The sequence below is a fragment of the Streptomyces sp. Root1310 genome (genome assembly GCF_001426425.1).
Classification (GTDB): Bacteria; Actinomycetota; Actinomycetes; order Streptomycetales; family Streptomycetaceae; genus Streptomyces.
In genome coordinates this window covers 675818-693653 of sequence record NZ_LMEQ01000030.1, presented here as the reverse complement: position 1 = coordinate 693653, position 17836 = coordinate 675818, and the positions used below count along the sequence as shown (strand labels likewise).

The 17836-nt window shown below is 67.6% G+C and carries 15 protein-coding genes and 5 pseudogenes; 9 read left to right on the top strand and 11 right to left on the bottom strand.

Annotated elements, in window-relative coordinates; genetic code table 11:
- Positions 1-245: 245 nt before the first annotated feature.
- The 5 genes and pseudogenes from ASD48_RS45725 to ASD48_RS30300 form a co-directional block, all read left to right on the top strand.
- Positions 246-389 (top strand): annotated as a pseudogene (locus ASD48_RS45725) (helix-turn-helix transcriptional regulator); the annotation flags it as partial.
- Between the two features lie 548 nt (positions 390-937).
- Positions 938-1357, top strand: a complete 420-nt coding sequence (locus ASD48_RS30315; RefSeq protein ID WP_057604937.1) for an STAS domain-containing protein — start codon at positions 938-940, stop codon at positions 1355-1357.
- Positions 1354-2016, top strand: a complete 663-nt coding sequence (locus tag ASD48_RS30310) for a hypothetical protein (RefSeq protein WP_242432773.1) — start codon at positions 1354-1356, stop codon at positions 2014-2016. Before ASD48_RS30315 ends, ASD48_RS30310 begins: the two co-directional genes overlap by 4 nt.
- Positions 2004-2774, top strand: a complete 771-nt coding sequence (locus tag ASD48_RS30305) for a GAF and ANTAR domain-containing protein (RefSeq protein ID WP_242432772.1) — start codon at positions 2004-2006, stop codon at positions 2772-2774. The genes ASD48_RS30310 and ASD48_RS30305 overlap by 13 nt, the downstream gene beginning before the upstream one ends.
- A 78-nt stretch (positions 2775-2852) precedes the next feature.
- Positions 2853-3569 (top strand): GAF and ANTAR domain-containing protein, encoded by a 717-nt coding sequence (locus ASD48_RS30300; protein ID WP_057604935.1) that lies wholly within the window; start codon positions 2853-2855, stop codon positions 3567-3569.
- Positions 3570-3790: 221 nt separating this feature from the next.
- Here ASD48_RS30300 and ASD48_RS44915 read toward each other — a convergent pair whose 3' ends face one another.
- Positions 3791-3955, bottom strand: a complete 165-nt coding sequence (locus ASD48_RS44915; RefSeq protein ID WP_199876025.1) for a hypothetical protein — start codon at positions 3953-3955, stop codon at positions 3791-3793.
- A gap of 550 nt (positions 3956-4505) precedes the next feature.
- Between ASD48_RS44915 and ASD48_RS30295 the strand changes: the two are divergent.
- Positions 4506-5128: pseudogene (locus tag ASD48_RS30295) on the top strand (transposase); the annotation flags it as partial.
- Between the two features lie 293 nt (positions 5129-5421).
- Here ASD48_RS30295 and ASD48_RS45720 read toward each other — a convergent pair.
- The 4 genes and pseudogenes from ASD48_RS45720 to ASD48_RS30275 all read right to left on the bottom strand — a co-directional run bounded on the left by ASD48_RS45720 (position 5422) and on the right by ASD48_RS30275 (position 10357).
- Entirely contained in the window at positions 5422-5658 is a 237-nt protein-coding gene (locus tag ASD48_RS45720) for a hypothetical protein (RefSeq protein ID WP_242432785.1), read from the bottom strand.
- 249 nt (positions 5659-5907) lie between these two features.
- A complete protein-coding gene (locus ASD48_RS30285) occupies positions 5908-6186 on the bottom strand; it encodes a hypothetical protein (RefSeq protein WP_057604934.1) in 279 nt (92 codons plus the stop codon).
- A gap of 150 nt (positions 6187-6336) precedes the next feature.
- A pseudogene (locus tag ASD48_RS30280) lies at positions 6337-6864 on the bottom strand (XRE family transcriptional regulator); the annotation flags it as partial.
- A 199-nt stretch (positions 6865-7063) separates the two neighbouring features.
- Positions 7064-10357, bottom strand: a complete 3294-nt coding sequence (locus ASD48_RS30275) for an NB-ARC domain-containing protein (protein WP_282438354.1) — start codon at positions 10355-10357, stop codon at positions 7064-7066.
- 684 nt (positions 10358-11041) lie between these two features.
- On the opposite strand from ASD48_RS30275, the pseudogene ASD48_RS45710 reads away from it, so the two are divergent.
- Positions 11042-11234: pseudogene (locus ASD48_RS45710) on the top strand (phosphatase); the annotation flags it as partial.
- Positions 11235-11842: 608 nt separating this feature from the next.
- On the opposite strand, the pseudogene ASD48_RS43790 reads toward ASD48_RS45710, so the two are convergent.
- From ASD48_RS43790 to ASD48_RS30260, 4 genes and pseudogenes are all read right to left on the bottom strand, one after another.
- Positions 11843-11968, bottom strand: a pseudogene (locus ASD48_RS43790) (transposase); the annotation flags it as partial.
- A 529-nt stretch (positions 11969-12497) separates the two neighbouring features.
- Positions 12498-13280: a sulfite exporter TauE/SafE family protein gene (locus ASD48_RS30270; RefSeq protein WP_057604932.1), complete on the bottom strand. Its 783-nt coding sequence runs from the start codon at positions 13278-13280 to the stop codon at positions 12498-12500.
- Positions 13281-13359: 79 nt separating this feature from the next.
- Complete coding sequence (locus ASD48_RS30265; protein ID WP_057605061.1) at positions 13360-14091, bottom strand: cation transporter; 732 nt, start codon at positions 14089-14091, stop codon at positions 13360-13362.
- Positions 14092-14093: 2 nt separating this feature from the next.
- Positions 14094-14429, bottom strand: a complete 336-nt coding sequence (locus ASD48_RS30260; RefSeq protein ID WP_057604931.1) for a metalloregulator ArsR/SmtB family transcription factor — start codon at positions 14427-14429, stop codon at positions 14094-14096.
- A 260-nt stretch (positions 14430-14689) separates the two neighbouring features.
- On the opposite strand from ASD48_RS30260, the gene ASD48_RS45705 reads away from it, so the two are divergent.
- Positions 14690-15175 (top strand): RCC1 domain-containing protein, encoded by a 486-nt coding sequence (locus ASD48_RS45705; protein WP_079074060.1) that lies wholly within the window; start codon positions 14690-14692, stop codon positions 15173-15175.
- The gene (locus ASD48_RS44910) at positions 15070-15468 is read left to right on the top strand and encodes a hypothetical protein (RefSeq protein ID WP_057604930.1); all 399 of its coding nucleotides are present in this window, start codon (positions 15070-15072) and stop codon (positions 15466-15468) included. Before ASD48_RS45705 ends, ASD48_RS44910 begins: the two co-directional genes overlap by 106 nt.
- Positions 15469-15686: 218 nt before the next feature.
- Here ASD48_RS44910 and ASD48_RS30250 read toward each other — a convergent pair whose 3' ends face one another.
- Both ASD48_RS30250 and ASD48_RS30245 read right to left on the bottom strand, forming a co-directional pair.
- Positions 15687-16013 carry a hypothetical protein gene (locus ASD48_RS30250; RefSeq protein ID WP_057604929.1) on the bottom strand — a complete coding sequence of 109 codons (327 nt, stop codon included), beginning with the start codon at positions 16011-16013 and terminating at the stop codon, positions 15687-15689.
- Positions 16014-16269: 256 nt separating this feature from the next.
- Positions 16270-17175 (bottom strand): endonuclease/exonuclease/phosphatase family protein, encoded by a 906-nt coding sequence (locus tag ASD48_RS30245; RefSeq protein WP_057604928.1) that lies wholly within the window; start codon positions 17173-17175, stop codon positions 16270-16272.
- Positions 17176-17836 lie beyond the last annotated feature (661 nt).

Sequence of the window (17836 nt, the reverse complement as noted above, 5' to 3'; positions counted from 1 at the left end):
ACGGCGACGACTATGTCTCTTACCTTTTCGCGACGCCCGTCGCTGTCAGCGGCAGCGACTACATCACCATGGAGAACTACGCCCGGTGTGACGGGAGCGTCGGCAACCGGACCGCTTCCAGCGGCGACCCGCCCTACTTCTTCTGCATGTACGGGACTCAGCGCAGGAGTCAGACTTGGCATTCCCAGCAGGTCGGCACCGGGAACTTCCTCGAGGCGGTCCTCTCGGTCCCACGTCGTGAGGCGTTGCAGCCGGAGGATGTCGGGCTTCCCCGCGGCCAGCGGCGCCGCACCGGCGGGCTGCGGCGCGAGGAGGTGGCGGCGCCGGCCGGGATGTCGGCCGACTACTACAGCCGGATCGAGCAGCAGCGAGGTCCGGCGCCGTCGGAGCGTCCCCGGCGGTTGCTGAGGCCCGTTCGCCATGCCGCCAGCGCAGCATCCGTGCCCACGCCGGCACGGGCTCATCGGGGTCGGGCTTCACCGGAGTTGAACCGTCCGGCTCCGTCACGCGGAGCCACCTACTCGCGCAGTCGGCGGACTGCCAAATACGAGACCGCCGCTGCCGTGCCGCAGCCCAAGTACCGTGCACGGCAACCGATATACGCGCGCCAGTGCGCTTTCGCGTCGTCCACAGCATTCTGGGCGGCTTCGGGCCGTCCTTCGCACCGGGTTGGGGACTATGCTGCTGTAGGACGTCCCAGACCCCGGCGGCTTGTCGTTGTTCGACACAGATGGCTGCCGGAAGCGGACCTTTCGTCCGTCACCCGGCGCATCCCTGGAGGGAACTGGGTGGATCCTCTTACCTGTCGCACAGGCTGACGGACCGGCCGTTGCTCCACCTCCGCCGAACGTACGCCCCTGCCGACAGCGCGCCAAGGGGACCCGAAACCCCGGCGTCACCGCGTGCGTTGCCGGATGGTCTTCCGAACTGAGGCGTCATGCCCGTCCCACAGCTCACCGTATACCGTCAAGACCGAAGCTACCGGGCGCAGATCACCCTCGCTGGTGAGATCGACCTGGAATCGGCACCGTTGGTGCGCGCCTCACTGAGGCGGTGTCTGCACGACGGCATGCGCACCATCGATGTCGACCTCGCCCCCGTCACCTTCTGCGACTGCAGCGGCCTCAACGCCTTCCTCGACGCTGCACAGCAGACCACCATGACAGGTGGGACCCTGCGACTGCACCATCCGCCACCCACACTGGGTCTGCTCCTCGACCTCACCGGTTCCAGGTTTCTGCTCCTTGGCGTTCCGTCCAGGCCCCTGCCACCTCCTCCCGGGGATGTCCCGGCCCCAGCCGCTCTGCCGCATCGCACTGTTGCGCCGGCACCCGCCCTCTCGGGCGATGTGCGGTGAGCGGGCAGCCCATGTGGGGGCAGCTGCACAAGCCCCATGCCGACTCGTCCGCCGTGGACGCGGTGCGATTGCGTCGGGTCAACCGATGGATGGCGCAGGGCCCGGCCGGGGAGCTGGCACATCTATACGTAGACTCCCACAAAGCGTCCGACCCTGAGGCATACCGCAGCCGCAGTCACCAGGACTACCTCAACTGTCTCACCGGCGACATCCGGCGGCCGACCTTCGCCATGGTGATCGCGGAGACCGACAGCCTGGCGGAATGCGCCATCGGATTTCCTGTGCACAGCGACGGCTTCTGGCGGCTCGGTTTCGACGCAGCATTGCCACTGAACATCGAGCAACGCATCCCCTCCGGGGCCGTCTTCGCGATCACCGGCATCCTGGTCAGCCCGTACCCGCACGACGAGGACGTGGCCTGCCGGTTGCAGGAGCGGCTGCTGCGCGCCCACCAAGCGTCCGTCGGCGTCACCTTGGTGAATCAGAACGACCACCCGACCCTGGCTGCGCTTCGCTCCTGGGGATGGCTGGGCATGGGAGAGGTCTGGCGGCCGACGGAACCCCCCACGTTCCGGGCTCTGGTACTCCCCCTCGGGGAAAGAACCGCGGCGAGGCTGGCGGGACTTGTCCGCGATGACTGGACCCGGTGGCCCGGGTGAGGTCCGACAGCCGGTCGGCCCGCATCCAGACGCTGGTCGCCGCGCAAGCGGCCCGACGCGGCGCCCGTGTCGACGTGGCCGATGTGTGCACCGCGGCCGTGGCCGCGCTGCCGGTCGGTGGGGCGGGGCTGTCGGCGATGTCGAGGTCCGCAGCGAGCCATCCGTTGTGCAGCACCGACGACATCAGCGCCCAGCTGGAGGAGCTTCAGCTCACACTGGGCGAGGGGCCCTGCGTGGATGCCTTCACACAGGGCTCGGCCGTCCTTGCGTCCGATCTGCTGACCGGAGCACCGCCAGACCGCTGGACCGTGTTCGCCGACGCGGCCCTGGAAGCCGGAGCACGCGCGGTCTTCGCCTTCCCCTTGCAGATGGGAGCGATCAGCCCGGGGGTTCTGGACCTGTACGCCAATGTGCCGACCGTGCTGGACGCGGAGGAGCTGGCCGACGCGCTGGCTTTCGCCGATCTCGCGACGCTGCTCCTGCTCGATACACAGATCTACGAGACGGGCGCGCCGGCCAGCGAACCATTACCGGACCGTGGTTTGGAGGACCTGGGCGGATACCGGGCGGAAATCGACCAGGCCACCGGCATTCTTACCGTCCAACTCGGCGTCGGCATCGAAGAAGCCTTCGTCCGGCTCCGCGCCCACGCCTATACGCAAGGGCACCGGCTCGCCGACGTGGCCGCCGACGTGGTGGCCCACCGACTCCGCTTCTCCCCGGAGACGGAGCCGGACCATACCGGCGAGGAAGACTGATGCACCGGTGCCATCCGATGAACGTGCTGCGCTTCCCGCCCCTTCCCGGCGGGACTAGTCTCAATCGAGGGTGTCACGATGAATCAGCAGCTCCTGGCCAAGACCTTCGTCGAGCTGGCGGACAACCTGGTCGCCGACTTCGACCTCATCGATTTCCTGCGCCTGCTGACCGACCGCTGCGTCGGCATGCTCGACGCGAGCGCCGCCGGGGTGCTGCTCGCCGACCGGGACGGCAAACTCCGCGTCATGGCCGCCTCCAACGAACATGTGCGGCTGCTGGAACTCTTCCAGCTCCAGAACGACGAAGGCCCCTGCCTGGAGTGCTTCCGCACCGGCACGCCTGTGATCATCCCCGACCTGACCCGGGAGGCCGACCGCTGGCCGCGCTTCGTCACGGCGGCCCACCGCAGCGGATTCGAGGCGGTCCAGGCCTTGCCCATGCGCCTGCGGGACGAAACCGTGGGCGCCCTGAACCTCTTCCGCGTCGCCCCCGGCCCGTTCGACCCGGCCGGCACCCTCATCGCCCAGGCGCTGGCCGACGTCGCCACCATCAGCCTGCTGCAACAACGTTCCAGCCAGCGCAGCACTGTCCTCAACGAACAGCTGCAGGCCGCCCTGAACAGCCGCGTGCTGATCGAACAGGCCAAGGGCAAACTCGCCGAACGCCAGGGCATCGACATGGAAGAGGCTTTCACCGCCCTTCGCGGCTACGCCCGCGCCCACAACCGGCGCCTGTCCGACCTGGCCCGCGTCTTCATCGACGGCTCCGAACCCCTCCCCGGCCTGGCGCCCTGAGACATCGCCGAGATGGCGAACGCACGAGACGGCATCCACGGAAGACCCAGACTTGTTCCAATGCCGTCGGCACAAGAGCCGCCCTCCGGCGCGCTTGAGCGCAGGGAGCAGGGAGCAGGGAAGCCGTCGTGCTGGTACTGATGGTGGCCGGTCCCGACGGCCACGGCCTCATCAGCGAAATCACCCGCGAGGGAGCAGCGGCTGATGCGCGCGGGGCGGGGTCAGTGGGCCGGACGCTGGTGCAGTACCGATCTCACGGCGCGGTAGAGCACGTCGGCGATGAGGAGCAGTACCCCGGCGGAGAGCAAGTACAGCATGCCTTCGGCGGTCGCACCGACGATGACCAGCACGATCGCGGCGATCAGCAGGAGGTAGAAGAGGGCCATGGCGTGCTGCCTCGGTTCGGAGTTGCGCGTGCCGGAGGCGCGGCAGGACGGTTGTGACGGCCGCGTGCTGTACGCGTGCTCGGGGTCGGGGGTCGTGCGAGAACGGGTTGTTGCCCAAGCTGGGCAGGGGCTGCTTCCAGGAGTGCCGCCGTCCGGCGGCCTTGTGTCCGACGGATCCCAGGATCCCCGGGGTGATTCCGAGGACGATCATGATGTCCTTCGATTCTTGCGGTGTGATACGGCCGCCCGTGTCCCAGGGTAGATCCGCCCGTCGATGGTGACTCCCGAACGGTGCGGTCCCTGCTTTCAGCCCCCCGTTACCCTTTTCGTGGCTCCGTTAATGGGGCCTCCGGCCTTCGGGGCCGGCATGACTTCCCCCCTTGTTGTTCATGATCCGGGGGTGGTGTCACCGGGTCCGAACGCATCGACGGACCGCTGATGAGGGGCTTGAGCAGCGGCTTCACCCGAGCCGGAAGAGCTCTCCGTAACGTGGATGTGCAGCTCGATGCCCTGGCAGGGCCGGGCGAAAGCGTGATGAAGGGGCCTGCGCGTGATCGACACCGGCGACATCGTCGTCTTCCTCGGCCTGGACGTCGGCAGGGGCGAACACCACGCCACCGCCGTCACCCCGGCCGGAAGGAAGGCCTTCGACAAGCGCCTGCCCACCACCGAACCCAAACTCCACGAGCTCTTCAGTAGGTGAGGCCAAGACGGACGCGAGGGACGCGTTCATCATCGCTGACGCGGCCCGCGCGATGCCCCAACACCCTGCGGGCCATCGTCGGCGAGGACGAGACGATCGCCGAGCTGGAGATGATCGTGGGCATCGACGACGACCTGGCCGGCGAAGCCACCAGGATCGCGAACCGGCTTAACGGCCTGCTGACCCAGATCCACCCCTCCTCGGAACGGGTGCTGGGACCTCGGCTCCAGCACCCGGCCGTCCTCACGCTGCTGGAACGGTTCGGGTCACCGGCCCAGATCCGCGAAGCCGGCCGACACCGACTGGTCACCCTGTTACGGCCGAAGGCGCCGAGGATGGCCGAGCGGCTCGTCGAGGACATCTTCACCACTCTGGACGAACAGACCGTCACCGTCCCCGGCACCGGCGCGGCCACGCTGATCGTCCCGAGCCTCGCCGCCTCGCTCAGCGCCGTCCTCGACCAGCGCAAGCTGCTGGCCGGGCGGAGCCGGTCGCCGACGTGCTGTGGATCAACTTCATGGCCAGGCTGCTGCTGTACTACGCAGCATGGACAGCGACGGCGGAGCAGTCCACGGAAACGGCCCAGGGTGAGGACCCGTATCCATGCATCAGCGAGGCGGTGCCGGGTCGTCAGTCCGTACCGTGGCCACGGCTGGCTCGTCGGTGGTGGTGCCCGCATGGACCGTCCCCAAGACATCGATCTTGTGCGAATCGGTGTCCACGATGTCGCGGTTTCGCCACTCGCAGACATCCGCTGCGTGGATCACGGCCTTCCCTTTCCGGACCGCTCATCCGCCAGTGGTGAACCGCACCCCCGGTCTTCCGCATAAAGCCGCCGCAGGGCACGCCGTAGCGCCTGCTGCATCGGCCACGAGAGGGGCACTCCTTCCCAGGCGGCGACCATGGCCGCGGCCACCTCCGGAAGCTTGGTGTTGCACTGCCGCGCGATGTCCACGAGCAGACCCCTGGCCGTCCCACGACGGCATGGGGCCAGGACCATCACCATGCCGCAGGCTTGATCGATGACCGCACGGCCAGCCAGCGCCCGCCGCAGTTGATCGTTCTCGGCGCGCAGCGCGACGACATCCTGACCTCCCGGGTTCCCTGCCGCGGCCTCGACTGCCAGATCCCACCAATTCTCCGGGAGCACGGTTGTGCGATGCATGGCATCTACCTCTCCACGATTTTCAGAGCGTCCGGCGTGGCTGAAGCCGTCCCGGAGCCTCTGGATGTCGGGCAACTTCATCGCTCACCCGCGGCGTTCATGGTCCCGACGGTCCTCGCGCCTCCAGCGCGCCCGGTTGCGACGGCTGTAACGACGGTCCCAGCGGTCCTGACGATCCCGGCGGTTCTCGTAGTCCCGGTACCCCCCGAGATCGGAACCGTCGTCACGGATCCAGCCTCCCCCGCGATCGCGACCGTGACGGTTGGCACCGAAGACCAACACCGCCGCGGCCACCCACCAGATGGGGTTGAGGAAGCCGAGGCCGAACAAGATGACGACGAGGATGAGAAGCAGAACGAACACGGTGGGCCTCCCCGGAGCGGAACAAGGGCATCACTGCCGGGGTCTGGGGCCGTACCAACAGCGTAGCGCCCCTCAGAGGTTGCGGACAGCGGCCCACGTCAGCGCCTCCGCGGGGGACCGGATGGCCACTTGACGTCTGTCCAGGAAGCGCAGGTTGCGTGCGACATCGTTCGCGGCGAGGGCCTCCCCCGGACGGCCGACGTACCGGTACATGGCCCCGCATGGCGGCAGATGCAGAACTTGACGGCCTGGTCTCCGGACATCTCGGCGAGGGCCTGGGCCTCGCGCACGTGTGCCTTCGCGTCGCCGTAGCGGCGGCCGTCGATCGCTGCCCGCATCGCAGAGGAGCGGAACGATGCAGCGCATCCGTACAAGCTACTGCGCACGCGTTGAGTGGCGCTGCCGGCGTTCTATAGGTTCAGCGCCTCCTCGGCGAGGGCGGCGGCGCGCTGCTCGATGCCGAGTTGACCGCCGTGGCGGTGGTCACTCGCGATGACCTCGGCGAAGCGCTGTTGTAGGCGGCCGGCGTCGCACATGCCGATACGACGGGTTCCTGTGCTGCCGGGGGCGGCGGCTGCTGTTGCGGCGACAGCGAAACCGCCGATGAGATTGCGACACTTCGTATCGGGGTCCCCCTGCGGTGCGGCTGGGGTGGGATGAAGCCCGGCCCCGTGGCACGAACCCTAAGACCGTGTCCTACATGGTCAGTTAGCAGCTGTACTGGTCATGGGGAGGGGCGGTGGGGGTGGATCGTTCCGGACGGACTGTGGGAGCTGGTGAGGCCCCTGCTGCCGCCGGCTCGGGTGCGGCCGCAAGGGGGCGGGGTTGCGAACATCCAGAATCAAATGAAACGGGCAACGGAGAACCGAACCCTCACCTAGCGGGTGTTGACTGCTTTGAACTTCCAGACGTACCAACCGCCCCCACCACCGCCGATGATGACGCGACCGGAGGCGTCCGCGACCCACGCCAGGGATTCGAGGGCCTGCTCGGTTCGCGTCATGGTGACCGGAGTGCCTTGGCGGCCCCAAATCCGCAAGGACAGGTCTGCGCTGGCCGTTGCTATGTAGAGGCCGTCGGGCGAGTACGAGACAGCGTTCACTGCTGCGGCATGGGCGCCGAAGGAATGGAGTTGGGTGTGGGCGGTTGTCCGGTCCCGTACGATCACCCGGCCGTTCTCGAGACCTGCAGCGAGTTCGGCTCCGTCGGGCGAGTACGCAAGCGCGCACACACTCTCGGGCTGCTTATAGAGCCCTTTACGCTGGCCGGTGACCGGATCCAACAAATAGACGAGGAGACCGAAACCGCCAGCAGTGGCCAGTTCGTCCCCGTCAGGGGCGTACGCCAACACGTTACCGCCTATGAGACGAAGCTTGGACGCCCCAGAGGCCAGCTGCCAGAGCCGCACGCCGTCGCTGGCACCCGAAGCGAGTTGAGTCCCGTCCGGTGAGTACGCCAACGCTCGAATTTTCCGCCTGTGTCCGGAGAGAGTGTCGGTCACGTCGCCGGCCTGCTGGTTCCGAATCCGGATGGCATGGTCCTCGGCGCCACCGGTGGCGATATGGGCTCCGTCCGGGGACACAGCGACCGGAAGCCGCCAGACGGCGTGTTCAGGAATGGTAATGCTACGCGTCGTGTAGTCGCGCCACCCATCGGAGCCAGTCTCAATGATCAATACTCTTTTGTCCGAGAGAGCGATGGCGGCTCGATTTCCGTCCCGTGAGAGGTCGAGGCTCCGCGCGGCTGCGAAGCGCAACTCGCTGGAGTCGGCGTGGGGATTCGAGACGCGCACCGCATTGTCCGCTCCCGCGCTGGCGAGGCGCATTCCGTCGGGGGAATAGGCCAGGGCCATTACACGGCCAAGGCGCCGGTGCACCCCATGGACAGCGGCGCCCGTAGCAGTCTCCCAGAGTCGCACTGTCCCGTCAGCGCCCGCCGTGGCCAGTTGCGCGCCGTCCGGCGAGTACGCCGTTGCCTCCAGTCTGCTGGAGTCGAGACGGATCTCGTGCACCAGTTCGCCCGTGGCTCTGTGATGGATTTCTACGAACGGATCCTCACGGGTTCTGTTTCCGGCGACGACGTAATGCGAGTTGGAGGTGGCCAGGAAGCGAGGTTTGCAGGCGCTTCCGTGCGCTGCGGCGAGGGTTGCTCCGGTGACGGGATCCCAGGCCCTCATCGTTCCGTCGTCGGCGATGGTGGCGAGTTTCCGGCCGTCGGGCGTGTAGGACAGTGCGCGGACTCGGCCCGTGTGTCCGCTGAGGACAGCGGTGATCTTGCCGGTGGCCGGGTTCCAGATCCGAACCTTGTCATCGTGGCCGACGGTGGCGAGTTGGGTCCCGTCCGGCGCATACGCGAGGTCACGGGTCTTGCCGGCGTGGCGGCGGGGCAGGGAGCGGGTGGCGGTGTAAGCCGTCAGGTCCCAGAGCCTGACTCCGAAGGACCCTGCGGCGGCCAGCTGGGTTCCGTCGGGCGAGTAGGCCAGGACTCGGATCCGGTTGAGCGATCCGAATCTGAGTTTGATGGCGTGAGCGGTGCTACCTGATTCAAGGTCCCAGAGACGGATGAAGCCGTCGTCGCCCGCGCTGGCGAGCCGTGTGCCATCGGGTGAAAACGCCAGAGAGAGCACCTGATCGGTGTGGCCCAGAAGAGTGCGTTCCGAGGAAGGATCAGGCAGATCAGGCAAGTCTCCATCATCGATCAGGGCCGAAGCAAGGCGTTCTGCACGCCGCGCGGTGATCTCGTCTTGCCAAGCGGGGATGGGAAATAGGCGCTCGTGAAGGATGCCGACGACAGCCTCTGGGGGGTCGGTCGGCGCCAAGAGGTGCGCGATGCGGCCAATATCACGGCTTCGCTGTATCGATGACTCGGTGGCGACTCGGAGGCAGTCGTTCTGCGTCGCAGCAGGCCCCTGGTGCAGGAGGCGTGCTTCAATCCAGCGGATATCGCTGATGGTGGCTTCGGCTTCGGCGTTCCGCCCGGCCGCCAGAAGGTGATCGATGACGTGATCGAGCAGGTAGCCGTGCTCCGCCGCCCACCACGATCTACTGGGAGCGGCTCGATCCGGGAGGAGCTGGCTTGCGGACGGCATTTGGCCGGCCACGGCATCGACGAGCGACTCGTGCAGCTGCGTGAGGTGCGCAGGGCCTAATTCTGCACGCAGATAGTCGCGCACGACGTCGTGCAGCGCCAGTGCTCCTGTCTCTTGGTAGACCGGGTTCGCGAGGGACAGACTTGTGATCCTTCGCAGCAGGGCCTGCGATTCGGTGGTGCTCAGCCCGGCCTGTTTCCGCCACAGCGTTTCGACCAATGACAGCGGGACAGCATCGTCGGTGGAGAAAACGCATAGTTCGGTCAATCGTTCCGCGCCGTTTTCTGGCAACAGTTGTACGGCGGCCTCGATAGTGGCCCGAACAGCCTTGGTCCGGTGTACCGGGTCGTTCAGATCCGGAGGGTCCCACGGATCGTCGACGGCAGTCGGACCGGTTTCGCTCAGCTGCTGCAATACGCGCGCTCCTGCCGCCGTGGTTGCCGCCGCACGAGCCGATTCTCCGCAGGTCAGAGTCGCTTCGGCGAATATCACACGGTTGATGAGACGCAGTAGTAGTGGCCAATGACCCGTGGCTTCCAGGAGGCTCTCGACGGTCTCGTGCGGCAACGGCGCGAGGTCCCTGGTCAGTACTCTGCGAGCCTCTGGCGCGGACATCTCGTCAACCAAGATGCGCCTGGCGGTGCCAGGACATACATCCTGCCGGCGTGTAGTGACAAGCCGGATGCAATTCCCGCCGCCGATCAGGAACGGCCTGAGTTGCTCCGCGTCCCAGACGTCGTCGAGCACGAGCAATATTCTCGGGCGTTTCTGCAGAAGGCGTCCCAGGTGTGCACCGGCAAGCTCGGGGTCCTCAAACGCCTCGGCATTACCTGTGATGAAGCGTGTGACCTCACCTACCTTGGCCGCGATCGCCGCGCGCCCACGAACATCCCGTCCTACGGTGACCCGGTAGATCCGGCCGCGGAATCGTCGCCGCACCTTCCGGTTGGCGCACACTACGTCCGCGAGTGTGGTCTTGCCGAACCCGCCCGCTCCTTCAAGGGCAGTGACGGTAGGCATGGCCCCATGAAGTCGACCACATATGGCAGCGATGGCCTGCTGCGTCTGAACGCGATCAATCACCCAGTCCGGTACGCCTGACGGACTGGGAGCTGGAGGGCCTTCCTCGGCGGCGGAGATTTGGTTCGCGACAGCAGTCAGCAATACCGAGGCGCCGACACCTACGACGAGTAGCACAGCGACCGCGGGCCATGCGTGCTCTCGCAACTGGTCCAGGACGCCCGGCCAACGATTGTCCCCCGTCGCCGCGTTACTGGCCAATGCCAGCAACGCAGTTGATACAACAACCGTGACGGTAAGGGCTAGCGCTGCCCCCCGTAGCCTCACCACAACCGTTCCCCCCACCCTGTGTTGGCAGACTACCCATCAGCGGCATCCGATTCACGGCCGCGCTATGACCCGCCAGCGGTGGGGTCTTGCCTGGTTGCTGGACACGCCACGAAGCAGGAATCCCGGTCTCGATCAGCTGCGACGTCTTCACGACCAGGTTGGAGATCGCCGCTGCATGGATCGCGAAGTCTGGAGCGAGTCCCCTGAACTCGAGCGGGATGTCCGCCTGATCGTCTCGCAGTTTGCTGACGTGCCGTTGGCCACTCTGCGCTCAGCAGAGGCCTTCCCGGCCTCCCGTCGGTCACGCTGACCGCAGCCGCTGGGGCATGCTGCACCCCGAGGCGGTTTTAAGCCAACTTTGCTATCAAGTAGGAGGCCTACCGAAACCCCACGGACGCCAGGAATCTCCGCAGGACAATGTTGGACATCTCCTCGTGGGTGCGTGTACATGGGGGCGACCCTGCCAGCGGCGCAGAATGGCATGGGGGTTTGCGATGTTATCGAGCAAGACGCACTGGCCGGAAAGCCGGACGCTCTGAACGCACCGCACGCTCCGAAAGTGGCCGGAATCGATTCAGCGGTTCCCTCGCTCGCACACACTGTCGCGCCCACGCTGACGTAGCAGATGGAGCCCGCCTCAACCGGGGCGGCTGTTCCGGCAGGTCCCTTCCTGCCCGCTGCGTTGTTGGTCCGGGAACTGCCTGCCGCGGAACGGAGGACGTGGAGGAGTCGGCCGTCGAGTTTGCCGAGCCCCCGACCTGACCAACCACCGGGTCAGTAACGCAGGTCACACCCCCCGGGCGGGGCAAGCCAATCGATGCTTGGAAATCCTGGATCGAATTTGCGAACCGCCGATCTCTTGATTCCATAGAGGGCAACAAGAAGCCCGTCGGCGCGAGCGGCCTGGACAGCTTCGACTCGCCCCGACGGGCACCGAAGATCACCATAAGAGAGGTGATGCATCGTGTCCCCTGACGGTACCTCGCGGCACAGGGAGCAGCGCAACTCGAAGCCCTGGTGGGGTGTGATTCCGGCTGCTGTCTCGGCTACCGCCAACGTCTTCCGACTACTGCGCGAACTACTGATCCAGCACTGAGACCTTCTCACTCCGCTGATCCGCCCACTGCTTTCTCCCCGTTCCAGCCGGGGAGAAAGCAGTGGCCAACTGCGGTGCTCAGAGTGGCCTACCGGCGGGTTCTGACCGCGCATCCGTGATGGCTACGGTTGGACGAGGATGCGGGCCTTGAGCAGGTTGAAGGAGGCGCGGCCATACATCTGGCGCTTGATCGTTTTGATTCTGTTGACGTGGCCCTCGACGACGCCGGAGCTGTAGGGCAGGGAGAGGCCAGCGGTGACGGCGTCGAGGGTCCCGGTGGATGGAGTCGGCGAAGACGCCTATGGCTGCGGGGCCGCTCAGCTCGGCCTTTCGGATCCAGCCTCGGAGCAGATGGCCTTGCCGGTGGCGGACCATGGCCGTGAACTCCCGTGCGAAGTCGCAGGCGGTGGTGATCTCTGGGCAGGCGTTTCTTGCAGCTTCCAGTTGAGCGGTGTCGGAGGGACTGAGTGCCTCTTGAGGGCGCATGATCCGTGACGTGATGGTGCGAGGGCTGGGAGTCGCTGCCTGCGCGGGGATCACGGTGCCCTGCCTGACGGTGGTCACGTAGCGGTTCACGACGTGGTAACCGCCGGTGTGGCCGAGTGCGAGCAGTTCGCGGTAAAGCTGCATCGAACTCGTACAACCGGAAGCGCGCGGGTTCGGGGATTCCCGGACATGGTGACGCCGGAACCGAATCGTGTGCGGCGCTCAGATATGGACGAGCGCGCGGGTTTGGGCTGGCGGGTCCTTCCTCGCCTCAGCCGGCCGCCTTGGGGATCAGGTCAGGGCCTGGGCGGCGTACACCGCGCCGAGGGCGGAGGCGAGGGCGCCGAGCAGGAGCCGGAGCGCGGTTTCGGGAAGGCGGGGCTGGAGCCGTGCGCCGAGGTAGCCGCCGATCAGCCCTCCGGCGCCGCAGGCCAGACCCAGCCGCCAGTCGGGCGCGACGGGCCCGGGACTCGCCAAGGCCAGCGCGGCGTACGCGGCGGCCCCGGCGAGGGAGGTCGTGAAGGTGGCGGCGAGGGTGGCCGGTGCGATGCGGGCCATGGGCATGCCGCGGGCGGCAAGGATCGGCCCGAGCAGGGAACCGCCGCCGATGCCGTAGATCCCGCCGACCACCCCGACCGCCAGGGCGAGAGCGGCGAGGACGCGCGCCGACGGTTCGGCCGCGTCCGCCCGTGGCCGGGCGGGGCGCAGGGTGCGCAGGCACAGCCACGCGCCGAGCGGCAGCAGGAGCGCGGCGACCAGGATGCGGAAGACGCCGGGGCTGGGGAGGGCGAAGACGCGGAGAGCGGCGCCGGCGATGACGCCGGGCAGTGTCCATGCGACGAGGCGCCGGGCCAGGCCGCCGCGCAGAGCGCCGTCACGGCGGTAGCGCCACAGTGCGCCTGGCCCGGCCACCACATTGAACAGCAGGTTCGTCGGAGTGACCGCCGGGCTGGGCACGCCGAGGACGCTGAGCTGAACGGGGAGGAGGAAGACCGCCCCGGACACGCCGACCGGCGCGGTCACCGTCGAGATCAGCAGGCCGGCCGCGAACCCCGCCCAGATCGTCCACTCCACCGCTGCCCCCGCCGCTCCGTGATCGCCCGGTCAGTATCGACGGAGCGGGTGGCGGGATCGGGATCCCGCAACGAGATGTTCACGAGCAGCAGGCGCAGCCCGGCTTGCAGCCGCACGCGTCCGCCCCGGCCGCAGCCGCTGCTGCGACGGAGGCCGGCGTGTGGGCTGTAGGTGCGCAGCACCCCTTGCCTTGCCAGGCGTCGCGGCCCTCCTTCACCGCGATCGCGGCGATGACCAGGGCGGCGATCGGGTCGGCCCAGGACCAGCCGAGGATGGCGTTGAGGACCAGGCCGACCAGGAGGACGGCGGACAGGTACGTGCACAGCAGGGTCTGCTTGGAGTCGGCGACGGCGGAGGCGGAGCCGAGTTCGCGGCCGGCCTTGCGCTGGGCGGCTGAGAGGAACGGCATGATCGCCAGGGACAGAGCGGCGATGACGATGCCGGGGATGGAGCGTTCGGCCTCGCCGGTGCCGGTGAGCGCGCGGACGGCGTCGAAGGTGATGTACGCCGCGAGGGCGAAGAAGGAGACCGCGATGATCCGCAGGGTGCGCTGCTCGCGTGCTTCGCGGGCGGCGTGGTCGCGGGCGGAGAACTGCCAGGCAACCGCAGCGGCGGAGGAGACCTCGATGATCGAGTCGAGGCCGAAGCCGATCAGGGCGGTGGAGGAGGCGAGCGTGCCGGCGGTGAGGGCGACGATCGCCTCGATCACGTTGTAGGTGATGGTCGCGGCGACCAGCAGCCGTATGCGCTTGGCGAGTGCTTCGCGGCGGGCCGGGGACAGTCCGAGGGATATCGAGATCTCGGCGGCCATGGTCAGCAGCACCCCTTGTCGGCGGCGTCCGGGCAGGTGCGGTCGCTCTCCACGGCCACCACGGCCGCGCGCAGATCGTCCAGAGCATGGCCGAGGCGTTCGTCGGCCAGCTCATAGCGGGTGCGGCGGCCGTCGGGGACGGTGACGACCAGGCCGCAATCCCGCAGGCACGCCAGGTGGTTCGACAGCCGGGTACGGGAGATCCCGAGCGCGTCGGCGAGGTCGGCCGGGTAGGCCGGCGCCTCACGCAGGGCGAGCAGGATGCGGCAGCGGATCGGGTCGGCGAGAGCGCGGCCGAACCGGGCCAGCACCTCGATGTCGGAGGCAACAGTCGGCACACCCCGACAGTACACAAGATCCTGAATTCAGGGAACCATGTACCCTGGGCGCCCGTTTCGCTCCAGCCGCGTCACCGCCCAGAGCAGCAAGCCAACGACACCGATGCGGCCACCCCTGCCTGCTCAAAGCCCGAGGGCCTTCGGGTCAGCCTTGTGCGGCTCGCCCTTTCGAATGACTCACGGCGGGGCTGGTCGATCTTGGGGACCGGGAACGAAAGGCTGGTGCGGAGACGTGACGACCTCTGACTTGGAGGACAGCCATGGCGGGTTCGCCGCGCAGCACTGCCACAACGGTTCTGGCCTGGGGAGCGGGGAGGGCCGGGCAACTCGGTGACGGGACGACCGCGGACCGGTTGAGCCCCGGGGCGGTGACGGGGCTGGTGCGGGCCGAGGTGGTGAAGATCGTCAGCGGCGGGCGTCATGGCCCGGGATCATGTCGGAGAACGGTCGGGGAGCGGGTCGGGCCGCGGTTCCCGCGCTGCGGGCGTGGCCTCGGTGCGGTGCCCGTGCTCGACGAGTGGCGGCTCGCCGCCGACGTCGGACGGCGCTACGGCGCCGCGTCGGGCGACCGCAACACTTCCGACGACGGAGTTCCGCCCCATAGGATCTTGAGCCCAGGTACGGATGTCGGAGGGCGACGATGGAACAGCCGCGGATACGCCTCGGCAGCGATGATGTGTGGCTGGAACTGGCTCGCACTTGTGGGGACAGTTGGCAGATCACCGCAGACTGGAGCTCCTGCCTGACGGCTGACTTCACCGCAGATCTCAGCGCTGCGGAAGCTATGGACTTCGCAGCGCGGATGCTCACTCATGTGCGCACTCCGTCGGGTGTCCGCTTTTCGGCGGCGGTGACTCCGGGCCGCAACAATCCGCTGACGCTGAACGCGGAGCCAGTCGGGGAGGGTTTCGCCTTCTTCGTACGTCTGACCCCCAACGGCGACGACACCGTGTGTCACTTGCAGATGGAGATCGATCCGATCGCCACATCAGAACTTCGTGAAGCATTCCATGCACTGCACGCGGCCCTGGTGGTGTGACCGCCCGGAGCGTTGTTGCTTCAGAGTTGCGGCACCGCCGTCCCTGGGTCAGTTGCGGCGGGATCACGGTTCATCCCGTGCGGACGACCGGACCTTCATTGTGGCTTCGTCGTGTGATCAGATCGGCTCGTATGAGCAGGTAGCGCCTCGGGGAGGGCCGCGGAGGCGGGGAAACCAACCCGGGCACGGCTGTGTCGCTTCTCTGGCGACGGCGGGCATCACGGCTCGTCCAACACGCCGACGATGACACGCACGATCACGACGCCGCGCATGCCGTCCTGCCGCACCGGTCCGCGGATGGTTTTCACGGCCGCGTCGAACGTGGGACCGCACAGTCCCTCCACCTGGTCGGCCAGTTCCAGGAGGTAGGCGTCGGTGTAGCCGTCGACGCTCTCCTCGGGCTGGTTGGCGTAGAGCAGCTCGTGGTACTCCGCGAACTTGTCCTCTTCCAGCGCCCGCTCAAGGTTGCGTCGGGCAGAGGTCCGGGAGGTCAGGCCGCCACTTGGGGTGGGCTGCAGCGCCGCCAGGACCCTGCTGTCGATCACTTGTTCCGAGTGCCGTTGCCCGCCAGAAACGGACGCCGTACCTTGCCGTCCTCAATCCTCGCGGCGGCCAAGGCGGATGCAGATCAGCGCTTCTACGGCGACCGAAGGCGGTGACAACAAGCCTGCAGACTCGGCGTTGGTGACAGCAGCGCTGCCTCGTTGCTGACAACCCTCCTGCTTGGTGCCGCGTCCAACCCTCAGGTCAGTGGAACACGACGGTGACATGGGCAGGCTTGTTGTCATCGAGATCGCTCCTTCAGCCCAGTGCGATCCGAGCGGTGACCGGCAGGTGGTCGCTGCCGGTGGGTGACATGGTGCGGATCTGACGGACGGTTGCCGAGCGGGCCATGACCTGGTCGATACGGGCCATGGGGAAGCCAGTGGGGAAGCTGAAGGCGAAGCCTCGCTCCGCCGTGTTCATCCGTGAGGTCAGCGGGGCCAGCCCACGGTCGTCCACGGTGCCGTTGAGATCGCCGAGCAGGAGGACCGGTTTCAGCTCTTCGGCGGCGATGGCCTCGCCAAGCAGGCCGGCGCTCTCGTCCCGGTGGGAGGATGCGAGGCCGCTCGCCCGGACACGGACCGAGGGCAGGTGCGCGACGTACGCCACGATATCGCCGTGCGGTGTGTGGACCACGGTCCGCAGCCCGCGACTCCAGCTCTCTTTGATGTCCTGGGGTTTGATGTCCACCAGCCGGGCACCGGTCAGCGGATGCTTCGACCAGAGTCCGACAGTGCCCCGGACGGCGTGGTACGGGTAGTTCGGGGCGAGCGTCTGCGCGTACACCGCCAGCGTCGGGGGCACCAGTTCCTCCAGCGCGATGAGATCGGGGTCGGCGTCAGCCAGGGCGCGGGCCGTGCCCGCCGGGTCGGTGTTCTCGTCGCTGACGTTGTGTTGCACCACGACCAGATCGTGCGGGCCAGGCTCCGGCCCCGGCAGAAGCAGCCCGCCGAAGAGGTGCATCCAGGCCACCACCGGCAGCAGCAGCGCCATCAGCGCGGATGCTGAACGGCGCAGCAGGGTGAGAACGAGCAGCACCACGACCACCAGGCCGAGCCACGGAAGGAACGCTTCCAGCAGACTGCCCAGGCGGCCCGCGGAGTTGGGCACCGCCCGGTGGAAGGCCATGAGCCCGGCTGTCAGCACCGCGAACACCGCCGGCACCCGCCCCCGCCTCCAGGCCGGTCGGCACCATGGATCCCGCTTCGCGCTCTCGCCCGCAGCCCACGGTCCAGATCGGCGTCGCACCCATCGGCCCACTGCTGCCTTCCCCTCCACGGCGATTTCCCATCTGCTTGACCTTGCTATTCAGGACGGGTCATCGGGTAGATCGGTTTCGACAGCCCCGCTCCCGTCGCTCCGTCACCACTTCGGCGGCGGCGAGCATCAGCCGATGCGATCGGGCGCGGCTTTCTGTGCAGCTCAGCACGTCGCACCCAGGCCGGTGACAACCCCGGCGCTCAGTGCGCTGATGGTGACGAACAGCCTGCTGACCGGGTGTCAACCACCGTGCTTCGCCGCCGCAGAACGCCAGGTCAGCCGGTCTTGTTGATGACGTATGTAGTCGAAGTACACGACCCAGCTCGGCTACGCCGGGGCCAACCTCGTGAAGTGAAGGTCTTCCTGATGACGGCGTCGACCCTCTCGACGATGACATGATGGAAAGCAGCCGGCCGACCTCGATGCGGTCTCGCACCGTGGGCGCACACGGACCGGCCGGATGCTCAGGACGGCTGTTCTCACCGCGGCGGCCGGAACGTACAGGTCGTCTCGGCGGGTTGCCCACTCTGAATGGACGCGCCTGAACCAGCCCGGGGGTCAGTCG